At 41.7% G+C, this 24,042-nt stretch carries 11 protein-coding genes; all 11 read right to left on the bottom strand.

Going from position 1 to position 24,042, the window contains the following annotated elements; genetic code table 11:
* Positions 1–58: 58 nt before the first annotated feature.
* A complete protein-coding gene (locus tag AC59JO_RS09180) occupies positions 59–2,476 on the bottom strand; it encodes an ABC transporter permease (protein ID WP_497304850.1) in 2,418 nt (805 codons plus the stop codon).
* 128 nt (positions 2,477–2,604) lie between these two features.
* Entirely contained in the window at positions 2,605–5,025 is a 2,421-nt protein-coding gene (locus tag AC59JO_RS09185) for an ABC transporter permease (protein WP_497304852.1), read from the bottom strand.
* Positions 5,026–5,228: 203 nt separating this feature from the next.
* Positions 5,229–6,263, bottom strand: a complete 1,035-nt coding sequence (locus tag AC59JO_RS09190; RefSeq protein WP_497304854.1) for a DUF4097 family beta strand repeat-containing protein — start codon at positions 6,261–6,263, stop codon at positions 5,229–5,231.
* A 173-nt stretch (positions 6,264–6,436) separates the two neighbouring features.
* Positions 6,437–8,812 (bottom strand): ABC transporter permease, encoded by a 2,376-nt coding sequence (locus AC59JO_RS09195; protein WP_497304856.1) that lies wholly within the window; start codon positions 8,810–8,812, stop codon positions 6,437–6,439.
* Between the two features lie 114 nt (positions 8,813–8,926).
* Positions 8,927–11,350, bottom strand: coding sequence for an ABC transporter permease (locus tag AC59JO_RS09200; RefSeq protein ID WP_497304858.1), 2,424 nt, complete (start codon positions 11,348–11,350; stop codon positions 8,927–8,929).
* A gap of 71 nt (positions 11,351–11,421) precedes the next feature.
* Positions 11,422–13,842 carry an ABC transporter permease gene (locus AC59JO_RS09205; RefSeq protein WP_497304860.1) on the bottom strand — a complete coding sequence of 807 codons (2,421 nt, stop codon included), beginning with the start codon at positions 13,840–13,842 and terminating at the stop codon, positions 11,422–11,424.
* Between the two features lie 73 nt (positions 13,843–13,915).
* Positions 13,916–16,306, bottom strand: coding sequence for an ABC transporter permease (locus AC59JO_RS09210; RefSeq protein WP_497304862.1), 2,391 nt, complete (start codon positions 16,304–16,306; stop codon positions 13,916–13,918).
* Between the two features lie 227 nt (positions 16,307–16,533).
* A complete protein-coding gene (locus AC59JO_RS09215) occupies positions 16,534–18,918 on the bottom strand; it encodes an ABC transporter permease (RefSeq protein ID WP_497304864.1) in 2,385 nt (794 codons plus the stop codon).
* An 81-nt stretch (positions 18,919–18,999) separates the two neighbouring features.
* The gene (locus AC59JO_RS09220) at positions 19,000–21,366 is read right to left on the bottom strand and encodes an ABC transporter permease (RefSeq protein ID WP_497304866.1); all 2,367 of its coding nucleotides are present in this window, start codon (positions 21,364–21,366) and stop codon (positions 19,000–19,002) included.
* Between the two features lie 298 nt (positions 21,367–21,664).
* Complete coding sequence (locus AC59JO_RS09225) at positions 21,665–22,342, bottom strand: ABC transporter ATP-binding protein (RefSeq protein ID WP_090525339.1); 678 nt, start codon at positions 22,340–22,342, stop codon at positions 21,665–21,667.
* A gap of 130 nt (positions 22,343–22,472) precedes the next feature.
* Entirely contained in the window at positions 22,473–23,729 is a 1,257-nt protein-coding gene (locus tag AC59JO_RS09230) for an efflux RND transporter periplasmic adaptor subunit (RefSeq protein WP_497304869.1), read from the bottom strand.
* Positions 23,730–24,042 lie beyond the last annotated feature (313 nt).

Consider the following 24,042-nt stretch of genomic DNA (forward strand, 5'->3'; position numbering starts at 1 on the left):
CGTTTTTGCTTTGCATTAATCAAAATGACTTAATGACGCGAAGCAAATGACTCAATGATCATTCACTTCTAAGGCTTTTAACCGGATTTGCCATTGCAGCTTTTATTGATTGATAGCTGATAGTTGCAAAAGCTATGATCAACGCTATCACCCCCGCCATTAAAAATACCCACCATTGAATGCTCACCCTAAAGGCAAAGTCAAGTAACCATTTACTCATTGCATACCAGGCAATTGGCAGGGCAATCACTGCTGCCACGATCACCAGCTTTAAAAAGTCCTTTGATAGTTCGGTAACAATTTGCGGGATGCTGGCGCCAAGTACCTTGCGTACGCCTATTTCCTTTACCCTTTGCGAAATAGTGAAGGCTGAAAGCCCAAATAAGCCTAAACAAGCAATGAATATGGCCAGGCACGAAAATATAGTGAACAAATTACCTTGCTCCTGCTCGCTATTGTATAGTTTTTGAAACCTTTCATCTAAAAAGCTGTATTCAAATGGTGTTTCGGGCTGATATTTTTTCCAGGTTTGTTCAAGCGTAGCCAATGCCGCATTAACATGATTGCCATCGATCTTAACGGTTACCCTTCTGTAACTGTTATTGGCAAATGAGGGCATCTCCATCAAAAGCGGGATGATATTTTGATGTAATGACTCAAAATGAAAATCCTTAACTACCCCAATAACTTTTCCTTTAACGCCACCGTAGCTCATATCTTTCCCTATGGCATTCTCCGGCGATTTCCACCCTAATACACTTACTGTCGATTCATTGATTACAAAATTATTGCTATCGGTAGCAAAATCGCGACTAAAATTCCTGCCTGCCATCATTTTTATACCATAGGTTGGAATAAAGCCATAATCAGTATTAATGCATTTAATATCGGCCTTAACAGGCAGTGGTTTATCACCGTCGAAAACAGAAGCGCCCTGATCGTCCAGTAAACGCCCGGATGGGATGCGCGATGAGCGGCCTATATCCTTTACAGAGGGGTCTCGTAATACATCAGCTCTGAAAGCTTCAAACTGATTAGCCGGAATACCACCTAATGTTACCAGGTGGTCCTTATTAAAACCAAGTGATTTATTTTGGATGTATCTTAACTGCTGAAAAACTATAGTAGTAGCAACAATCAGGATTATGGAGATAGAGAACTGAACAACCACCAGTACTTTGCGGAACGAAATATTTCCTGATCCAACTTTCAATATGCCCTTTAAAACTTTTATCGGCTTAAATGAGGACATAAAAATAGCCGGATAAATCCCGCTTATGAGACCGATAATCAACGGTAACAACAATACCGACACTAAAATTGAAGGTTTAAATAAACTGTCAATAGATAAACCAAGTTCCGAAAGCTGATTAATAAGAGGCAACAATGCCCAGGTTAAGATCAATGCCAACACAAGTGAAAAATAGGTAATCAGTACCGATTCGCTTAAAAATTGGGTGATGATCTCTTTTTGTTGTGCACCAATCACTTTACGGATCCCTATTTCCTTGGCACGTAAAGTAGAGCGTGCAGTAGAAAGGTTCATGTAATTGATACAAGCTATAAGCAAAATAAACAAGGCGATGGCCGAAAATATATAAACCCTTTTGATATCCCCGTTTTGCTCCACCTCATCATCAAGGTGGGAATGTAAGTGAATATCCAGGAACCTTTGAATATGCAGCTGGGTGAATTTTGACTGTCGCGGCTGCCCGGGAGAATTCATGTACTTATCTATAAAGGCTGGAAACTGCGAACTGATACGATCAATATTATAATTATCAGGCAGTAAAAGATAGGTAAAAAATGAGTTATTACCCCAATTTGTCCTCAATGCATTTCTGCCATAAACTTTGTCATCGTTTAATGTATTGAACGACATCAGCATTTGCGGGTGCATTTGCGAGTTGGGTGGAAAAGGTTTGAAAATACCCGTAACTTTAAAGTTAAACTGGTTATCAAGCCTGATCTCCTTATTTATCGGATCTTCGTTACCGAAGTATTTGTGGGCCATATCCTCGGTCATCATTACCGTATACGGCTCACTGAGGGCGGTTTTAGGATCGCCCGCTATCGTTTTCAGATCAAAGAAGCTGAGGAAGTTTTCGTCGGCAAAATACGATCCTTTTTCGGTGAGCAGTTTATCCTTATAACGCAAAACCACATCTCCATTAGGGAACAGGCGCGTTACCTTTTTTATATCCGGAAATTCATTTTTTAACAGCGGGCCAAACGGCGGCGCTACTGCACCCAAATGCAGGTTAACAATACCGTCGGCTGTATTAAAGCTCCGGCTTACCCTGTAAATATTAGGTGCATTATGGTTAAACTTATCATAACTGAGCTCTTTAACTATATAAGTTAAAATAAGCAGGCAGCAGGTTAAACCTATGGTTAAACCAAATATATTGATGAACGAGATAAATTTGTGCCGGGCAATATTGCGAAAGGCACTGCGTAAATAGTTCTTTATCATGTTATTTCATTTTGTCATTGAGTCATTAAGTCATTAAGTCATTTTCTTCTGCTCATCGGGGCATTAGGTCGTTAAATCATTTTGAACTTTTCAATGACTTAATGACGCGAAGCAAATGCCCCAATGACCTATTCTGATCGTAGGCTTTTAACCGGATTAGCTAAAGCCGCTTTAACCGATTGAAAGCTTATAGTTATGGCAGCCACCAGCAACGCTATAGCACCCGCCAGTAAAAACACCCACCATTGTATACTTATACGATACGCAAAATCCTGCAGCCATTTGTTCATGGCAAACCATGTTACCGGGAATGAAATGATCGAAGCGATGACGATCAGCCTCAAAAACTCCTTCGATAGCATAATTGTGATACTGCCTGTTGACGCGCCAAGCACTTTGCGAATTCCGATCTCTTTAACCCTAAGCCTGATCATAAACGCCGCAAGGCCGAATAAGCCTAAACTGGCAATAATTAAAGCTACGCAGGAGAACACCGTAAATATTTTCCCGGTTTGCTGCTCGGAAGTGTAAAGTGAGGCATATTGCTCATCAAGGAACGAATAGCTGAAAGGCGCTTCTGGTCTGAAATTATCCCATTCAGCTTTGATACCGGCAATAACCGATTTTACATCGGCAGTTTTAACCTTCAGAATTAATGTACCTGTACTATGACCCGATAACAGCATTAAAGGCGCTATCTTTTGCCTGGCCGAAGCATAATGAAAATCCTTAACTACACCTACAACTTTGTATTGTGTACGGGCCGAGCGCACTATGGTTTTACCTATCGGATTAGTATTACTCCATCCCAAACCTTTAACTAAAGCTTCGTTAACCACAACCGACATCGAATCGCCGGGAAATGATTGGTAGAAATTACGCCCGTTGATGACCTGTAAACCTAAAGTAGGTATATAACTTTCATCCACATGGTAAATATTGGTGTGGATCTCTGCGTGGCCGCCCTTGTCATCAAATTCTTTAGCATCTATCTGGGTACCGTCAACACCTGTTAATTTGCCCGGCACACTGCTTGATATGGTGGCATTTACTACCTGTGGATTACGCAGAAGCTGATTTTTAAAAGCATCAATATTATGACCCAGGGTATAAGCATCATTAATTACCAATACCTGATCTTTATCATAACCCAACTTTTTGTTTTGCATATAATGCAACTGCTGGTATACGACAAAAGTTGATATAATAAGCGCAGTAGATACTGCAAACTGAAAAATGATTAATCCGTTGCGTAACAAACCTTTCCCTTCGGCTTTTGTTGTGCTATTACCCTTTAAAACAGCAATAATCTGAAATGAGGACAGGAAGAACGCCGGATAGATACCAGCAAGGATACCAACTAAAAAAGCGGTGAACAATTCTGTAATCAATGCCTTAGCACTTAGGAAAAACACAAGTTCGATATGTTTTCCTGCCAGGTTATTGAACAGCGGTAACAGCAGATACACTACACCCAAGGCTAATAACAAAGCCCCAAAGGTTAGCATAACCGATTCGGTGAGAAACTGTGAAACGAGCCCGCTTTTTTCAGAGCCAAGCACCTTACGGATTCCCACTTCTTTCGATCGTTTGGCCGAACTTGCTGTTGAAAGGTTAGTAAAATTGATGCAGGCCAATATCAATATAAAAGCGGCCAGTGCACCAAAGATGTAAACGTAATGAATATCGCCATTAGGCTCCAGTTCGTATTTGGTTGCAGAGTGCAGGTGAATATCGCTTAAAGGCTGTAGGAAAAACAGGAAGGTATTCACAGATTTGATTGCCTGTGCCAAACTCGTACCCATATCATGGGCAATTTCGGGCACAACAAATTTCCGTACCATTTCAGGAAAAGCAGCTTCGAGTTTTTTAGGATCGGCATTTTTATCTAATACCACATAAGTAAAATAGCCGATATTGCTCCATGTTTGCTTTGCATTTTCAACAAAGGGGGCCATGTTCAAAAATGCATCGCCATGAAAGTGTGAATCGTCAGGTATTTTATCAATTACACCCGTCACTTTGTAGGGTTTGCCATCAATGGTAACAGCTTTTCCCACAGCTTCCTGGTTTCCAAAATATTTGGTAGCCATAGCCCTGGTGATCACCATGCTGTTAAGTTCATTAAAACAGGTTTTATCATCACCATCAATCAATGGTATCGAAAACAGGCGAAAGAAATTGGCATCAATCATCTGTACATGTTCTTCCTTAAACTGCCTGTCATTATATTTTATAAAAACCGGGCCCCGACCGGCAAGCCTTGTGGTTTCAAGCACTTCGGGAAACATATTTTTAATCCCCTGTCCTACCGCAATGTCAACCATCGGGTATTCGCTTACGCCATTATTTTCGATAGAGCGTAAGCCAACGCGGTACATTTGTTTGGCTTGCGCCGGATATTGATCATAATTTAATTCACTATACACGTAAGCACAAATAAGCATGCAGCAAGCTAAGCCCACAGACAGGCCAAACACATTAATAAACGAAAATATTTTGTTGCGCCTTAAGTTTCGCCAGGCGGTTTTGATGTAGTTTTTGAACATGAGTATCTGATTAACCTGTTTAGTAGTTTTAAAATGCATACCAATAAATCAAAATACTGACCATCAACTATTTATATTTAATTTACAATACAAACTGTACGAAGACGTAACACCATGTGTTCGGTTATGATACACTATAAGCAACGCAAAAGGCCTGTTGCTATTTGAGCAACAGGCCTTTTTAATATTATTTATTATTGGTATTAGTTTACAGTAAGACTAACCCTGTTACTACCTCTAACTTCAACCAAAGAGCCCCCTCCGTTAAGTTTACCTTCCACCCTTTCCTTATCCTTGCTGCCCGAAAAATTGTCGGCAAGATTTGTTTCTATCCTATCGGCACGCAAATCAAGATTAAGACCTTGTTTTGATGGCAACTGCAGATCAACGCGGCCCGAGCTTGCATCAATTTTAACTGATTTACCTACACTTATAAATTGTGCATGAATACTACCGGCACTTGTTGAAGCATCAAGGCTGCAGGAAAGATCAGTAAGATTAATGCTGCCGCCTGATGTACCCGTAATGAAATCCCCGTCGATTTTGTTGCCACTTATACTGCCGCCACTGGTAGTAGCTTTGATATCACCTTTTAAACCATCAAGATGTAATGAACCTCCTGATGTTTCCAGCCTGATACGGCCTGTACAATTATTTGCTTCTACGCTACCTCCTGATGTTTGCAAATCGATGTCTTCTTTTGAGTTGCTTACATGGATACTTCCGCCTGATGTACGTCCTTTTATAGTACCTGTAATTTTATCAAGATGTAAGCTGCCGCCACTGGTTTCAAACTGTTGAGCACCGGTTAAATTATCGAGGTGGATACTGCCACCGCTGGTATTGAGGTTTGTGGCCACATTGCCAGGAACATAAATACGGAAAGAAATGCTCAATGACTTTTTCCAATCCATGTTATTTTTTTTATTTTTTGCCGATGCGTGCAGTTCGCCGCCGCTTACATCTACTTTAAGATCATAATTTTCATCGAGGCGCTTTTGGATCTCTTCTTTAGGTAAATCTCCGTTACCATTGTTGCCCTGGATAAAAACTTCAACCCTTGGCTGCTCGTCAGACGCGCCGCTTACCGTGATACTGCCACCAGATGTATTCACAAACACATCTTTAATTGACTGACCGGATAATGATTTGGTTAGATATGGTGTTTTCCCGTTATTTTGTGCAAAAGCGCTGCTGCCGGCGCAGGCAACTAATAACACAAGTAAATACTTTTTCATAATAATGATCTTTGGTTTATATATACAAGACCAAGTGTTTAGCAGATACGTTGCATTATCCTGAAAATAATTTTGTCACCAGATCATTACTACGCAGTCATTAAGTCATTGGCCATTAGGCCACTGTGATTCAATGACCTAATGGCGCGAAGCAAATAACTCAATGACCAAAGTTATTCACTCCGTAAACTTCTGATAGGATTTGCCAATGCAGCTTTTAATGATTGAAAGCTGATAGTAACCACAGCTATAACAAATGTAAGCAAGGCTGCCAAAGCGAAGATCCACCAATATAAAGGTGTTTTATAAGCAAAGCTTTGCAGCCATTTATCCATGCAGTAGTAACCTAACGGAATCGCGATCACGGTAGCTAATAACACCGGCTTCAGCAGGTCTTTTGATATGAGGATAAGAATATTTTGCACAGATGAGCCCAGCACTTTGCGAACCCCTATCTCTTTGGTACGTTTAGCCGCGGTAAACGAGGCCAGGCCAAACAATCCTAAACAGGCGATGAAGATGGCCAAACCCGAAAATATACTTAACATGGTTTGCTGCCTGATATCATTGCGGTAAGTTGTATCAAATTGTTGATCAAGAAAGCTGTATTCAAACGGATAAATGGGTGCCACTTCGGCATAAGTATTTTTGATAGCTGCCAACCCGGCCTGAATATTTCCTGGTTTTAATTTGATCACTGCTACGCGCCTGTCTTCACTTGGCGATATAACCAGGGCATCCATATTTTCTTTGAGTGAAAGGAAATTAAAATCCTCCACCACGCCAATGATGGTTCGGCGGTTATTATCGCGCACAGTATTCTTAATCCATTTACCGATAGCCTGTTGGGGTGTAAAGCCAAGCTCTTTTGCCGCCGTACGATTAATGAGTACGGAGTTGGTTGTATCGGTAGCAAATTGCGATGAAAAATCCCTGCCTGCAATGACCTTTAGCCCAAATGTTTTTACATATTCAAAATCAGCAAATTCCGACCTGGATTTAAACGCTTCATGCTGACCTTCGACTTCAAAACCCTGCATATCAAAAAAACCGCCCGGCTCACCCGACATCAGTGATACTGATTTTACATAATCAGAATTTTGCAGTTGGTGCTTAAACGTTTGCCTGTGATCATAGATATCGTTATTGTCAATCTTCACAATAACCGTTTGTTCCTTGTCATAGCCTAACGATTTATTTTTCACATACCGCATTTGGTTAACAATCACGATAGTGCCAATGATCAGCAATACCGAAATACTGAACTGGAACACCACCAACGTTTGCCTGAAAAACGATCCGCCTTTACCCAGCTTCAACTTACCCTTCAAAGCTTCAATAGGTGAAAATGCCGACATAAATATCGCAGGATAGCTTCCTGCAAGGAAACCCACAAATAAGATAACACCCAGGAGGAACAAGTAAATCGGTGCGCTGTTCCAGGAAACGGTAAGCTGATAACCCAAAAGGCTATTGTATGCAGGCATCAGCAGAAATAACAAACCGATAGAAAGTGCGCATGAAATAAATGCCAGCAATAATGACTCACCAATAAACTGCCATACCAAATGATTTCTTAAAGCGCCTAATACTTTACGCATACCAACCTCTTTTGAACGTTCAACCGCGCGGATGGTGGCCAGGTTCATAAAATTAATGCAGGCAATGATCATGATGAGTACGGCTATCGAAATAAAGATGAACACCACCGTTTTATCGCCATGTTTTACATTATCAAACGATGATGCATTTTCAAAATAGATATCCCTGAATGGCCGCAAACCCAGGTTAAATCTGGTACCGAAACGCTGCATGTCTTTGCCCATATATTTATCCATAAACTGCGGAAAACGACCTTCCAGCCTGGCAGGGCCGCTATGTTCATTCAATAGCAGGTAAACAAACAGGCTGTTATTGATCCATACATTAAAATTAGGATCGTGGGTGTAATTTGCAATGGGCATTACCAAATCAAAATCAAGGTGCGAGTTGGAAGGCACGTCACTGGTAATACCGGTTACCTTTAATTGCAGGCGTTTATCCATCTGTACCACCTTGCCCATAGCATTATCAATATTGCCGAAATACTTTTTAGCTGTAGTTTCGGTAAGTACAACACTACCCGGATTTTTCAATGCTGTTATGGCGCCCCCTCTAAGCAGCGGAAAGGTAAACAGGCTGAAGAAATTAGAATCGACCGCGTAAACCTTTTTTTCATTGAATGATTTTTCCCCAAAAGAGACCAGGTTATTTTGCGGCGAAACACGTACAGCCATTTTAATATCCTGCGGATAGTCATTCAGCATAGCCGGAGCATAAGGGCCGGAAAGGTATGGTGTGGGCGACTTCGATTTATCAAAACCGCGCATTACCCTATAAATATTCTTGCCCTGCTTATGAAAATTATCCACGCTAAATTCATTCATGATATATAGAAATATCATAAGGCAAACGGTTATCCCCATGGTTAACCCCAAAATATGGATCAGCGAAAATGCTTTATTACGATAAAGGTTTCGCCATGCTGTTTTTATATAGTTTCTAAGCATATTTTATATCATTATGTCATTATGTCATTACTGCATAGTCATTAAGTCATTGGTCATTAGGCCACTGTCATTCCATGACCTAATGACGCAAAGCAAAATGACTTAATGACTAAATTATTCGTTCTTCAAACTCCTAACTGGATTAGCCAGTGCTGCTTTGATAGATTGAAAGCTGATAGTTACAAATGCAATCAATACAGCTAAAACTGCAGCCAACACTATCACCCACCATTGTATATTTTGGCGATAAGCAAAACCTTGCAACCACTGGTGCATAAAAAACCATGCAAATGGGATAGCAATGATAATGGCTATTAATACCAGCTTGATAAAATCTTTAGATAACATACTTACAATATTAGCCACGTTAGCACCCAGCACCTTACGAATGCCTATTTCCTTTGTGCGCTGCTCGGCGGCGTAAGCGGCAAGGCCAAATAATCCTAAACAGGCTATTATGATCGTTAAACTGGTAAAAATGATGAATATGGTACCCATACGTTGCTCAGCCCGGTATGAAGCATCAAAATCATCATCCATAAATGAATATGCAAATTCTTTTCCGGGTTGGATGGATTTCCACTTGTCTTTGATCTGTGCCATCAGCCCCGTAATATTTGCCGTATTCATCTTCACGCTTAATGAACCATTATCCTGTCCGTACATTAATACTACCGGGCTGATATTATTACGTAACGAAGCAAAATTAAAATCCTTGATAACTCCGATAATATGGTACTCCTTAAACGTCTTAGCCATGTTATCCATCGGCAGGTACATTGGTTTATTAAGCGGGTTAGGAACTCCCATCAGCCTGGCGGCTGTCTCGTTCACGATCATTGCTGCCGAATCGGTAGGCATCTGATCAGAGAAATTGCGGCCTTTAATGAGTTTAATATCGAGGGTGGGCAGGTATTTGTCGTCCACAGTCCAGGTTTGTGCAAGAACAGCCTTTTTAGGATCAAGCGCACGTTCCTGGAAAACACTGCTACTGTTTCGATAGTCAGATGTAGGTAAAAAGCCTGTCATCGTTACGCCGCTCACGCCTGTCAGTTGCCTCACTTCTTCTTTAAAAACCCTTGCCTGCCCGCCCAAATTATATACGCCGTGCACTACCAATACCTGGCTGCGGTTATAGCCCAGGTCTTTATTCTGGATATATTTAAGCTGGTTATAAATAACCAGTGTACCAATGATCAACACTATCGATATAAAAAACTGAAATACCACCAGCGAGCTTCTGAGCATTCCGCCCTTAAACCCGGCAGATAGCTTGCCTTTTAAAACATCAATCGGCTGAAAGCCCGAAAGGAAAAAAGCGGGATAAGAGCCGGCCAGTAATCCGATAAGTAATACGGTTGTCAACAAAGATGGAACAAGCCAGATGAGCGAGGCGGCGTTTAATTCAATGCTTTTACCCGATATGTCGTTAAATACCGGCAGCAATAAATAAGCCGCGGCGACAGCTATAAGGGTAGCCACCAGGGTTACCATCATCGATTCGGACAGGAATTGAGCTATCAAATACTTACGCGCCGAACCAAGTACCTTACGTACACCAACCTCTCTCGCGCGGTTGGCCGAGCGGGCTGTCGATAAGTTCATGAAATTTACACAGGCTATCAGTAATATAAAAATAGCTACTGCGCCAAAAATGTATACATATTGGATATTTCCATTATGGTCAAGCTCCGACATCAGGTTCGATTTCAGGTGGATATCCAGTAACGGTATCAGGCTTAACTGGTACCTGTTGCCTGCGCGTTCAAAACTATCAAAAGTTAAATGAAGGATATCCTGTAACTGCGGACCGGCATTTTTGCGCATCAACTCCGGAAATTTAGCTTCAAATTGCTTAACATCAGCCCCTGGCTTCAGCAACACGTAAGTGTTAAAATTATTGCTGAACCAGGCATTCTCCCTGCTCTCATCTTTAGATGCCATCGAAAGGAAAAAGTCGAAATGAAAATGCGATTGTTTGGGCAGATCTTTGATAACACCTGTAATCTTGTACAGCAGTTTGTCGTCAAACGTAAAGGTTTTACCCACAGCCTGCACCGTATTGAAATAGCGCCTGGCCACACTTTCGGTTATCACTACTGTATTGGGTTCAACCAGGGCGTGTTTAGCGTCACCGGCTATCATGGGCAAGGTAAATACGTCAAATAAGGTCGAATCGGCAAGCACCATCTTATCTTCATGAATTGTTTGATTGCCTTTTTTTACGTTATAACCTCCGCGCATCAAAAAACGGCAGGCGCGTTCAACCTCCGGATAGTCGTTTTGAAATACCGCACCTAACGGAGCAGGCGCACAAGCATAACTTTGGTCAATACCGCCAAACTTGATCTGCATATTGGCGCGATAGATCCTGTCGGCCTTAACATTGAACTTATCATAGCTCAGTTCATCTGCCACGTAAAATACAATAAGCAAACAGGTAGCTAACCCAAGGGCTAAACCAAAAACATTTATCGCGGTAAAGCCCACATTTTTTTTCAATGTGCGGAAAGCGGTTTTAAGGTAATTTCTAAACATGGTTCATTGGTTCAATTGTTCATTAGTTCATTGGTATCTCGCAGTTACCTAACTGCAGTCACTGCAAACTGCTACTCGTTTTTAAGGCTGTTTACCGGATTTGCCAGGGCTGCTTTTACAGATTGAAAACTTACTGTTATTATAGCTATTAACATGGCCCCAGCGCCGGCCATTACCAATACCCACCATTGTATGCTGATGCGATATGCAAAATCCTGCAGCCATTTGTTCATCAGGTACCATGCTACTGGTGTGGTTATGGCAATGGAAATCAGCACCAGTTTTATAAAATCTTTAGATAATGTGTTTACAATGGCCGATACACTTGCGCCCAGCACTTTGCGGATCCCGATTTCTTTGGTGCGTTGCTCGGCAGCATAAGCGGCTAAGCCAAACAAACCAAGGCAGGCAATTGATATGGCCAACACAGTAAATATGATGGATATGGTACCGGTTCGTTGCTCGGCCCGGTAGTTTGCGTCAAAATCCTGATCCATAAATGAGTAGTTGAACTGGCTTTGGGTCATGCCCTGCCATTTGTTTTTTATCTGATCGATAAGGGCCGGTAAATTAGCCGTATTTACCCTGACGCTAAGGTTTCCGCTGTCTTCGTCCATTAAAAAAATCATCGGACTGATGTTTTCCCTGAGCGAGTTGAAATTAAAATCTTTAACTACGCCTATAATATGATAAGCTTTTATATGATCGCGGTTGCCGTCCATATTGCGATACAGGATTTTATTAACCGGATTGGTAAAGCCTAAAAATTTGGCAGCTGTTTCGTTGATCACTAATCCGGTAGAATCAGTTGGCATATTTGCCGAAAAATCGCGCCCGGCAGAGATCTTCATACCAAGAGTATTGATGTAATCTGCATCTACCCGCCAGCTTTGCGGAAACAAGGCAGTTTTTTGATCAGCTGCCGCTTCTTTGTAAAAAATAGATGTTCCCCTGTTTTTACCGGTTGGTAAATAACCTGTTAAAGTTGCGTTAACCACGCCTTGTAATTGCTTTACCTCGTTTTTAAAGGTTTTGGTATGGCTACCCAACTCAAATGCATTGTTGACAACAAGTACCTGGTTACGGTTATATCCCAGGTTTTTGGTTTGAATATAGTTGAGCTGATTATAGATAACAATGGTACCAATGATGAGGAATATCGAAATAGAAAACTGGAACACAACCAATACACTCCTGAGCCAGCTACCTTTGAAGCCACCGGCCAGTTTACCACTTAACACATTAATGGGTTGAAATGCCGAGAGGAAAAAAGCGGGATATGAGCCTGCGGCGAAACCTACTACCAAAACAATTAATAGTAACGCCGGCAACAACCAGGCTAAGGTTTGCGAACCAACAATCAATTCCTTTCCTGATACCTGATTAAACAGCGGCAATAAAAGTAATACGGCAAAAAAAGCAATAACTGCCGCTGCCAAAGTCACCAGTACTGATTCGGTTAAAAATTGCGCTATTAAATATTTGCGCGGGGAACCTAAAACCTTACGTACACCAACCTCACGAGCCCTGTTAGCCGAACGTGCCGTTGACAGGTTCATGAAGTTGATGCCTGCTATAAGTAATATAAATATAGCGATGGCCGAAAATATATAAACATACTGTGCCGAGCTATTGCTGCCTAACTCACCGGTACGGTTTGAGTGCAGATGAATATCAGTTAACGGGGTAAGGTTAAGCCTGAAATAACTGCCGCTTTTTTCAAAATCAGCAATATTTACGTGTAAGGCCGTTTGCATTTGCCCCTCGCTGTATTTTTTCAGCAAAGCAGCTAACTTTTTCTCAAATAGCTTGTAATCTGTACCCGGTTTTAATACAACGTAAGTATTGTAATCGCTCCTTAACCATTCCCCTGAACGGCTGTCGGGCCAGCTCACCATCGACATAAAAAAATCAAAATGAAAGTGTGATTGCTTTGGCAAGTCCTTTATCACTCCGGTAACTTTTAATAACTGGTTGTTATCAATAGCGAGTGTTTTCCCTACAGCATTGGTGCTGTTAAAGTACTTTTTTGCTGTGCTTTCGGTGATCACTACAGTGTTAGGTTCCTTCAAAGCCGTAGCCGGATTACCATTAACCATGGACAATGTAAACACATTAAAAACCGATGGATCGGCATAAACGGTACCATACTCGAGGATGCTTTCATTACCTTTTTTTACGTGAAAACCTCCTGCTGCTTTAAGCCTTGTTGCTTCTTCCACCTCCGGTAGGTCTGTTTTTAGCGCCTGAGCCAGTGGCGGCATTGCAACCGCATATAATACGTTGTTGTTACCAAATTTCAGGTCTTCGTTAACACGGTATGTGCGATTAGCTTTATCGTTAAAACGGTCGTAACTCAACTCGTCGGCTACGTAAAGCACAATCATAAGGCAGGTAGCCAGGCCAAGGGCCAGCCCCAATATATTTATAACCGTAAACCCCACGTTTTTACGCAGGGTACGGAATGCTGTTTTTAAGTAATTTCTAAACATAGTTCATTGGTTCAATTGTTTATTAGTTCATTGGTATCACACCGCAAAACTGCTAACTGCCACTGCAAATTGCCTACTCACTTTTCAAGCTCTTAGCCGGGTTAGCATTTGCCGCTCTTATTGATTGTACGCTTACCGTTACAAACGCGATGATCACCGCCAGAATGCCCGCTACAGCGAAAATCCACCAGTTAATATCTACGCGATAAGCAAAGCTTTGTAACCATTTGCTCATGCCATACCAGGCCAGCGGCGATGCAATCAACGTGGCTATAAGTACGAGCTTCATCAAATCTTTTGACAACAGTGTAACTATTGAGGTTACACTTGCGCCCAAAACTTTCCTGATACCAATTTCTTTTACCCTTTGCTCGGCTGTAAAGGTCACCAAGCCAAACAGGCCAAGGCAAGCTATACTAATAGCCAGTATGGTGAATATGAGCAGGATATTGCCCTGCTTCTGTTCGGATTGGTATTGTTTGGCAAAATTCTGATCGAGGAAATGGAACTCAACCTTGTTTTCGATATCAAAACGGCCGTAAACTTTGCTGATATAATCGAGTGTTGCAGGAATGTTGTTTTTACCAACCCGGATGTACATATTGTCCTCGTCGTTTGCGGTAAACGGCAGGTACAACATCATTGGTGCAACTTTATGCTGTAACGAATAAGTGTTAAAATCCTTAACTACACCAATTATTTTCCGGCTGATCACATTGCCTTTATCATCTACGCCAACCCTGACAGAGCGGCCGATGGCATCCTTCCAGCCCATTTCATTAACCAGCGTTTGGTTTACAATAATTGATTCAAGCCGGTCGGTACTCATATCCGATGAAAAATTGCGCCCTTTGGCCAGCTTCACCTGCAGGGTTGGTATGAAATCCTCATCAATAATGAGGTTCTCAACCATTTTTGATTCAGAATTAGCTTTTCCATCAGCACCGATATTGAAATTACTTGAACCGATATCGTTATTGCCAATTGGATTACCTGCAATACCAACAGCCTCAACAGCCGGATTTTGCAATAACTGACTTTTGATAGCGGCAATCTTTGCCCGTGCAGATTTATCGCTGATATGAAAGGTAAGTGTTTGGGCTTTATTAAAGCCAAGGTCCTTGTTCATGACATAATGCAGCTGCCTGTAAATGATACATGATCCGGCTATCATGACAATGGTGATAACAAACTGAAATACTACCAATGATTTCCTGAACATAATGGTAGCCGCCTGACAACCAATCTGCCCTTTCATAGCGGCGATGGTACGGAATCCGGATAAGAATAGTGCAGGATACAAACCGCTTAAAATACCGGTTAGCAAAGCAAATAAGCCGAATATGATAACCGTTTTGCTGAGACCAAACTGTAACAACACCAAACTTTTTCCTGAGAGCTGGTTGAAATATGGCAATAAAAACTGCACCATCACAGACGCTATCAGGGCAGCGATAACAGTAAACAAAACTGATTCGGCAAAAAACATCATGATCAGTTGTTTTTTGCTGGAGCCAATTACTTTACGCACACCAATCTCTTTGATCCGTATTGAAGAACGTGCTGTAGTTAGGTTTACATAATTAATAACGGCGATAGCAAGTATCAACAGCGCTACAATACCGAATATATATACATAGGTTATATTGCCATTGCTGCCCAGTTCGTAATCAAGATTAGAGTTAAGGTGAATTGACGTAAGTGGCTGTAGTTCCATGCGATACTGCATGGCCCCGAGCGGCCCCTTTAAGTATTTGTTAAAAAATGCGTCAGAACCAGCCTGGATCTTTTTAAAATCATCATGGTTTTTCAGCAGCACATAAGTGTAGATGTGCGAATTAGCCCAGCCATCAGTATACCCATCAGGCAATGAGCGAAGGGCACTAAAAGTGAATTGCGAATTTGCAGGTACATCGTCAATTACCCCGGTAACGGTGCTCGGGTTGTTTTCGATGAGTATTGTTTTATCCAGAGCATCGGCAGTATTGCCAAATAGTTTTTCGGCAAGGGTTTTAGTAAGCACAATGCTTTGGGGCTTGGTTAAAGCGGTGTTGGGATCGCCCGACAAAAAGTGATGGGTGAAAAGGTCAAAGAAACCCTTATCTGTAAACAACATCGCTCCCTCGTTAATCTGCTTTTCGCCATAGGTGATCTTGCCCCCTCCTTCAGCATCAATTCGGATAGCATCTTCCACTTCGGCATAGTCATTTTTTAAAGCGGGCGCGTACGGTGGCGAGGTAACTGCGAGGTTGAATTTGCCGCCATTCCATGTGCCATGCTGAACAACGCGAAAAATACGGTCGGCTTTAAGGTTGTAACGGTCGTAACTCCATTCATCAACCACGTAGAGGCTGATGAGCCAGAAAGCTGCAATACCTGTGGCCAAACCAAAGATATTGATAAACGAAAAAACCTTATGCTTAATGAGGTTTCTCCAGGCTATTTTAATGTAATTACGTAACATGGTAAATGGTTTATACTACTAAAATATTAAAACGCATACCAATTATCCAACCAATTAATTATCAACACATTAAAAACAAACACCAAAACAAAACCGTTCGGTAATAGAACACTTACAGTGCGAATGTGAACGATATCCCAAAGTGTTTAGAGGTTGGAGATTAGAGATTAGGACTGTGATTGCCAATGAGTTTTTAAACTAATCTCTGATCTCCAACCTCTAAACACTTATTCCGCTCTCAAACTTTTAACCGGGTTTGCCAATGCTGCTTTTATAGATTGAATACTGATGGTAGCCAGGGCAATCAGCGTTGCGCCGCCGCCGGCAAGCAGGAAGATCCAAACTGTCATATCGATTTTATAGGCAAAATCCTGCAGCCATTTACTCATGGAGTACCAAGCTATAGGTGTTGCTATCAGGATAGAAATGATGATGAGCAGCACAAACTCGCTTGCTAATAAACGGATAATACCGCCAACGCTTGAACCTAACACTTTACGGATGCCTATCTCACGGGTTTTAACCTGTGCCGAATAGGTTGCCAACCCGAATAAGCCGAGACACGATATGACAATGGCCAACGCCGAAAACACATTGAATAATGAACCTGTACGCTCGTCGGTTTTGTAAAGCTGGCTAAAGTTTTCGTCTAAAAACGAATAATCCAGCGGCGTATCATTATTATATTGTTTCCAAACGTTTTGAGCTGCAGTAATAGCTTTTTGCGCATCACCGCCGGTGGTTTTAATGAAGATACGATAGGCACCCGGGGTATGATAGGTCAGCACTGCTGGTTCTATCTTCTTTCGAACCGTGGTGTAATTAAAATCTTTCACTACACCGATGATGGTTCCTTTGGTTTTTTGGATCCTCAGACTTTTACCAATCGGGTCCTTCATCCCCATAGCGGCTATAGCTGCCTCATTAACAATAAAGTGATTTGAGTCGGCAACAGCCCCGGTAAACAACGCTCCTTCTTTGAGTTTGATTTTAAAGAAACTGGTAAAGTCCTTATCAACATCCATCGGATGGAAAAATAAATTCGCTTTAGCCGGCTTGCCATCCCAATCATTATCCCCTGTCCAGCCATTAAAATCTACTATATTACTGCTGCCACGGGTTACAGCCATTATGCCCGGTTGCTTTAACAACTCGGCTTTAGCAGCGTCATAATGTGCCTGCATGCCTTGCATCATAAAGGTAAGCACATTTTCCTTGTCGTATCCCAAATCACGATGGTGGATAAAGCTTAACTGCTTGCCAATGATCAATGTGCCGATGATAAGCACAATTGATACTGTAAACTGCAAAACCACTAATACGCGCCTGAAAGCCGCATTGCCAATGCCAGCTGTGATCCGCCCTTTAAGTGCCTTCAAAGGCTCAAATGATGAAAGCAATAATGCCGGGTAAATACTTGATGCAGTCAACGTAGCCACTAACGTCAAGGCGATATATCCCCAAACCTGGTAATTGCCAAGAGAAATTTGCAATTGCTTGCCCGAAAAATCGTTATAAACAGGCATCAGCACGTACATTAAACCAACAGCCAACACGGTAGCAATCAGGAACAATACCGTGGTTTCGATCATAAACTGCAAAAATAGCTGCAGCCTACCTGCTCCGATGATCTTTCGCATACTCACCTCCTTAGCTCTCAGCATCGACCGCGCTGTTGATAGGTTTACATAGTTGATGCATGCTATCACCAATATCAAAATAGCTACTATCGCAAATGTACGTACCGTAGAAATACCAGCGTCGCCCCCATCTGCTTTATACAGATGCATATTTAACAGCGGCTGTGCCAGGTATGGCACAGGAGCATCATCGGGCTTATTATGTTCGTGGATGGCCTGTAATTTCTTTTCAAGTTTGTGAATATCGGTACCTGGTTTCAGCAAAAGGTAAGTTTCAAAACTAAAATTGATCCAGTCGGCATCCATAGATGAGATGCGGGAAGTACCGTTATAGCTCCGGCCAGATTTTATGTAAGCTTCGTAATTAAATTTGCTTATTGGCAATAATACATTACAGGTAACACTTGAGTTTGCAGGGTAATCGGCAACAACACCTGTAACTTTAAAATTATCGCTTTTACCTAAGGTGATGGTTTTGCCTATCGGATTTTCTTTGCCAAAATATTTTTCTGCAATTTTTTTAGTAATTACTACCGAGTTATTATCCGGGAAAGGATTTTTACGATCACCCTGTATAATCGGAAAATCAAAGACCGAAAAGTATGAAGCATCAGTAAAAGCTATACGGTCCTCATTAAAGATCTTGTCTTTATACCTGAACGATGGATTGCCGATATTCATAATCCGCACGCCGTCCATTACCTCGGGTACTTCGTTTTTTGCAAAAGTTGCTACAGGTGCTATGATATAGGTAAAGATCTGCTTACTGGCCTCGGTACCGCCAACAATACCTATACGATAAATGTCTTTCCCTTTTTTATTAAAAGCGTCAAAGCTCAATTCATCCTGCACCCAAAGCAGCATAAAAAGCCCGATCACCAGGCCAAAAGTTAGACCTATTACATTAATGGCAGTGTAAAACTTATTGCTTACAATATTACGCCAGGCGGTTTTCAGATAATTTCTAAGCATGTTGTTTATCATTAGGTCAACGGGTCATTAAGTCATTAGTCAGCTTTCAATGACTTAATGGCCCAGTGACCTGTTGACGTGCTACTCGTTCTTCAAACTTTTAACCGGGTTACTCAGTGCCGCTTTAATGGCCTGCCAGCTTACTGTGAGCAGGCAAACAACCATGCTGATGGTTATAGTGGCAATAAATACCCAGGCGCTCATATCTGTACGATAAGTATAATGCTGCAGCCATTTGCTCATGTTGTACCAGCTTAAGGCCGAGCCTATGATAAAAGAGATAATCACCAATATCAAAAACTCCTTAGACAGGTTGAACCACAAACTGCTGATGCTTGCACCCAATACTTTACGGATACTGATCTCTTTCTTACGCTGCTCAGCCGAGAAGGAAGCCAGGCCAAACAGACCTAAACAAGAAATAATAATGGCCAGCACTGTGAATGAACTCGACAGCGTCCCCAACAATTTTTCATTCTCGAATTTGCCGCTGAAATTTTCATCAACAAACCTGTATTCAAACGGATATTCGGGATTATACTTTTTATAGATATCGCCAATTGTTGCAAGGCTTTTTGATATCGAAGCTTTAGGGTTTAAACGAATCCCAACCTGGCCTGCCCATCCCTTATCAAAACCTATGATGGCCGGCTTTACAGGTTCGTAAGGAGAGCCCCAAACAAAATCCTTAACAATACCCACAACTGTACAATTGCGGCCCTGCCATTTTACTATCTGCCCAAGCGGATCCTTTAAGCGCATCAGTTTAACAGCCGATTCGTTCATGATGAGTGACAGCGAATCTGCCATACGGCCCGGTATGTAGTCGCGGCCTTTTATTAATTCGAGCTTATAGGTTGAAATAAAATGGAATGATGTAACGATCTGGTCGATAGGTATTTTATCCTCACCAGGCAATTGTCCGGGCCAGGTAATGCCCCAACTGCTGCTGCCATTGCTGGCTATGCTGCCAGATGTTTCGGCAGCATCAACGGCCGCTCCCGAATTGATAATATCCCTCCTGAAATTTTCAAACTCCTTATACAAATTTCCGTCTAATGAAATCTCCACAAGTCCGTTTTGTGAATAGCCCACTGGGCGGTCTTTTATGTAATTTATCTGTTTATAAATCAAAATACTTGAAAGTATAAGGCATGTTGCAAAAACAAATTGCACAACAACCAATACCTGCCTTGAATGCAGTGTTCTTTTACCGGCTTTATTGGTGCCTTTTAAAACTTTTACAGGCTTAAATGATGATAAAAACAAAGCAGGATAACTACCTGCCAGTAAGCCCGTTACCAGGGTTACCAATATAGCTGCACCCCATGCCCATGCGTTGTTGTAAGGTATTGTTAGCTGCTTGTGTATAATTTCGTTAAAATAACCAAGCGTTGACACCATTATTAACAAAGCAACAATAAGCGAAAGTATGGCGGTAAGGATTGATTCGCCTAAAAATTGCTGGATAATGGCTACCCGCCGTGCCCCAACAACTTTACGGATCCCAACCTCGCGCGAGCGGCGCTCAGAACGGGCGGTGGAAAGGTTCATAAAGTTGATGCAGGCAATAAGTAAAATTCCTATAGCCAGGAACAGGAACAAACGTACATATTCGATGGCACCGCCTGTGTTAACGCCATTTTTGAATTCACTATGCAGGTGCCATTTGGTAAAAGGGAACAGGAACAGCTGATTTTCTTTATTATGATCGTCATAACGACCGATAAGTTTTTTTATTTCGGGATTAAGCTTATTTACATCAGCACCGGGCTTAAGCAGTACAAAAGTGAGAAACGAATAATTTCCCCAACCAGATGTTTTCACCCATTGGTCATCGGCCTCATAAAGCTTCCACGACATCAGCGCTTTAAACCTGAAGGTAGAATTCCTTGGCAAATCTTTATACACAGCGCTCACTTTCACCAAACGCGAACCATTTAACTTTACAGTTTGACCAATAGGATCTGTATCTCCAAAAACTGCCTTAACCGCCGACTCGGACATGATGATTGACGACAGATCTTTAAATGCATCTTTTTTGCTGCCTTTTACAAAATCAAGCGTAAACATGTCCAGAAAAGACTCGTCAGCCGCCATGGTATTAATTTTCAGCGGTTTGTTGTTGTGATTAAACAACTGATCGTAAGGCCAGTTTACACGTGTAGCAGCCTCAACCTCCGGGTAGTCCTTTTGGAGAGCTCCGGCTACCTGCACAGGTGTTGCATCGCCCGTGTTTATTTCCCCGTTTGATGGCTGGTTGCGCATTACCTTGTAAAGACGGTCTTTATTTTCCTGAAAACCATCAAAAGTAAATTCATTATAAACATATAACAGCAGCATAAAGCTAACTGCCATACCAACACCCAAACCACCAATATTAATGGCCGAATAGAGCTTGTTGTTAATCAAACTCCGCCACGCAATTTTTAAATAGTTCTTAAACATATGTTTATTTGATTAAATCATTGGCTCGATATCATTAGACCATTTTGCTGCATTTTTTTGCCCCGATGACGCAAAGCAAAATGCAGTTTCAAGGTAACTTTTAAGCATAGGAATAGCGGTTTAATAACAAAAACTCCAAATGCCCTTCTCCAAAATGCAGGAGAAGGGCAACAGAGGCAATTATTAACTTATTATAAACTGATTTCGGGGGCGTTGGTCTAAGTCTGGAGTCGTTAGTTTTAAGCCAAAAGCCCTTTCTTACTATGAACTATAAACCATCAACTATTAACTCAACAAACTACACCATGATGTTTTCCATAACGGTTTGTCCGTCGAGCAGGCGTATAATACGGTGACTGTAACGGGCGTCATGCTCAGAGTGGGTAACCATGATAATGGTAGTTCCCTGTTCGTTCAAATCGGTAAGCAGTTCCATTACATCGTTACCGTTGCTGCTGTCAAGGTTACCAGTAGGCTCATCCGCAAGGATCAGTTTTGGCTTGTTAACAACCGCACGGGCAATAGCCACACGCTGTTGCTGACCACCTGATAGCTGTTGCGGATAGTGGTTGCGACGGTGCATGATCTGCATTTTGTCTAACACCTCTTCTACCCTTTTAACACGTTCTGAAGCGGCTACACCAGTGTAAATCAATGGCAACTCAACATTTTCAAACACAGTAAGCTCATCAATAAGGTTAAAGCTCTGGAACACGAAACCGATGTTGTGCTTACGCAGATCGGCACGTTTACGCTCGTTAAAGTGAGCTACTTCAATTTCGTTGAAAACATAGCTGCCCGCATCCGGATCGTCAAGCATACCCAGGATATTTAGCAAAGTTGATTTGCCACAGCCCGACGGGCCCATGATGGCCACAAACTCGCCTGTTGCTACTTCCATCGATAGCTTGTTTAACGCGATGGTCTCTACCTCTTCGGTACGGTAGAATTTCTCAAGATTGGAAATTTTTATCATTGGTGCCTCCGTTATTCATGCCGCCTGTATGGCGGCATGATCTTATTTTTTGTTTATCTTAATTTATTAATTAGTTCGGTTTATATTATAATGACGCTTGAACAGAGCCCGGCGTTGCAGCCGGGTTAAGTTATTTTTTCAGCACAAGTTCCTGAATATCACCATAGGTTTCATAACTTGAGGTAATAACCTTATCGCCGGGATTTAAACCCTCTGTTACCACGAAATAATCGGGGCTCTGGCGTCCAAGCTGGATATTTACTTTATAGGCCTTTGTGCCGTCTTCACTTACCTTAAAAATCCAGTTACCGCCTGTTTGCTGGAAGAAACCACCTTTAGGAACCAATACAGCCTGCATCTGATCACTCAATGCCAGCCTCACCTGCAGCGTTTGCCCCTTACGGATGCCAGTTGGTACTTCGCCTACAAATTGCATATCAACCTGGAAACTACCTGTAGTTTTTACCTGGGTATAAACCTTTTTAATAACCAGGTTATATGTTTGATCGGCAAATTGGAAATCACCTTTCAGGCCGGTATAAATACGTGACAGGTAGTGCTCATCAATATCAACCCTAACTTTAAAGCCCGATTGTACGTCTATCTGGCCCAGGTGCTCACCTTTATTTTTGCTCTGGCCAACTTCAGCATCCATTGAAGTTAGCTGACCATCGGTAGGTGCTACCAATACTAAACCGGCCACTTTTTTACGCATAAGCTCAAGTGTGGTTTTCATGTGGGCATATTGCTCCTGCGATTGTGAAGCCTGTTGCTTAACCAATGCCGTATCCTGCGAAAGAATTTGCTTGGCCAGTTTATAACGGTTCAACTGGTAATCATAAGTGTTTTTTGCTGATTGATATTCCTGTTGACCAATAGCTTTTTGATCGTAAAGATGTTTATCCAGTTTGTAGATCCTTTCGGCTTCTTTAAAAGCATTCTCCACATCGGCCATCGTGTTTAGCTTGCTGATGGTATTTTGCTGCGCGTTATTGTGCGAAATCTGCATTTGAGTTTGTTCGGCATAAACCGCAGTTTCCTGGTTAGCCAAGGTAAGCTCAAGATCGGTATTAGACATTCTCAGGATCCGGTCGCCTTTTTTAAGATTAGCGCCGTCCTCTACGTATTTTTCTTCAACAACACCACCTTCAGATGCATCAAGAAATATGGTAGTCAGCGGCATAACTACGCCGTTAACCGGTATAAACTCCTGGAAAGGGCCTTTAGTAATAGTACTTATAGTTAAGCGTTCAGTATCAACATCAAGCTTACTTTTACCCGATGTAAGATAAATACTGCCGCCAATTAGTAAAATAATGCCTGTAATACCTGCAATGGTAAGTATCTTCTTGTTGTTCCAGGTCTTTTTCTCAATTTTTCTGTCCACTGTATTTTTATAATATTTTGAAATGTTATAACAAAAAGATATGCCACAAATTAAATTACTGTTTTTCAATCATTTAAACACAAAACATAGTATTTAAGCGTACGCTTCTGTTACATCAGGTGTACGGTATTGATACAGTGTTTTTTCACATATAAATAGCCTGTTATATACAAATGCAGGTTAGCACTTCATTGTGAAGCATTTATATGATTTACTGCATAAAATGCGGGTATTTAGCATAAAAATTGTAACAGATGATACTATTAGCGAGTCTTTAATTTATTGTTCATGTTAGATGGTTTATTAGCGCATA

The sequence above is a fragment of the Mucilaginibacter sp. A5337 genome, assembly GCF_059690695.1.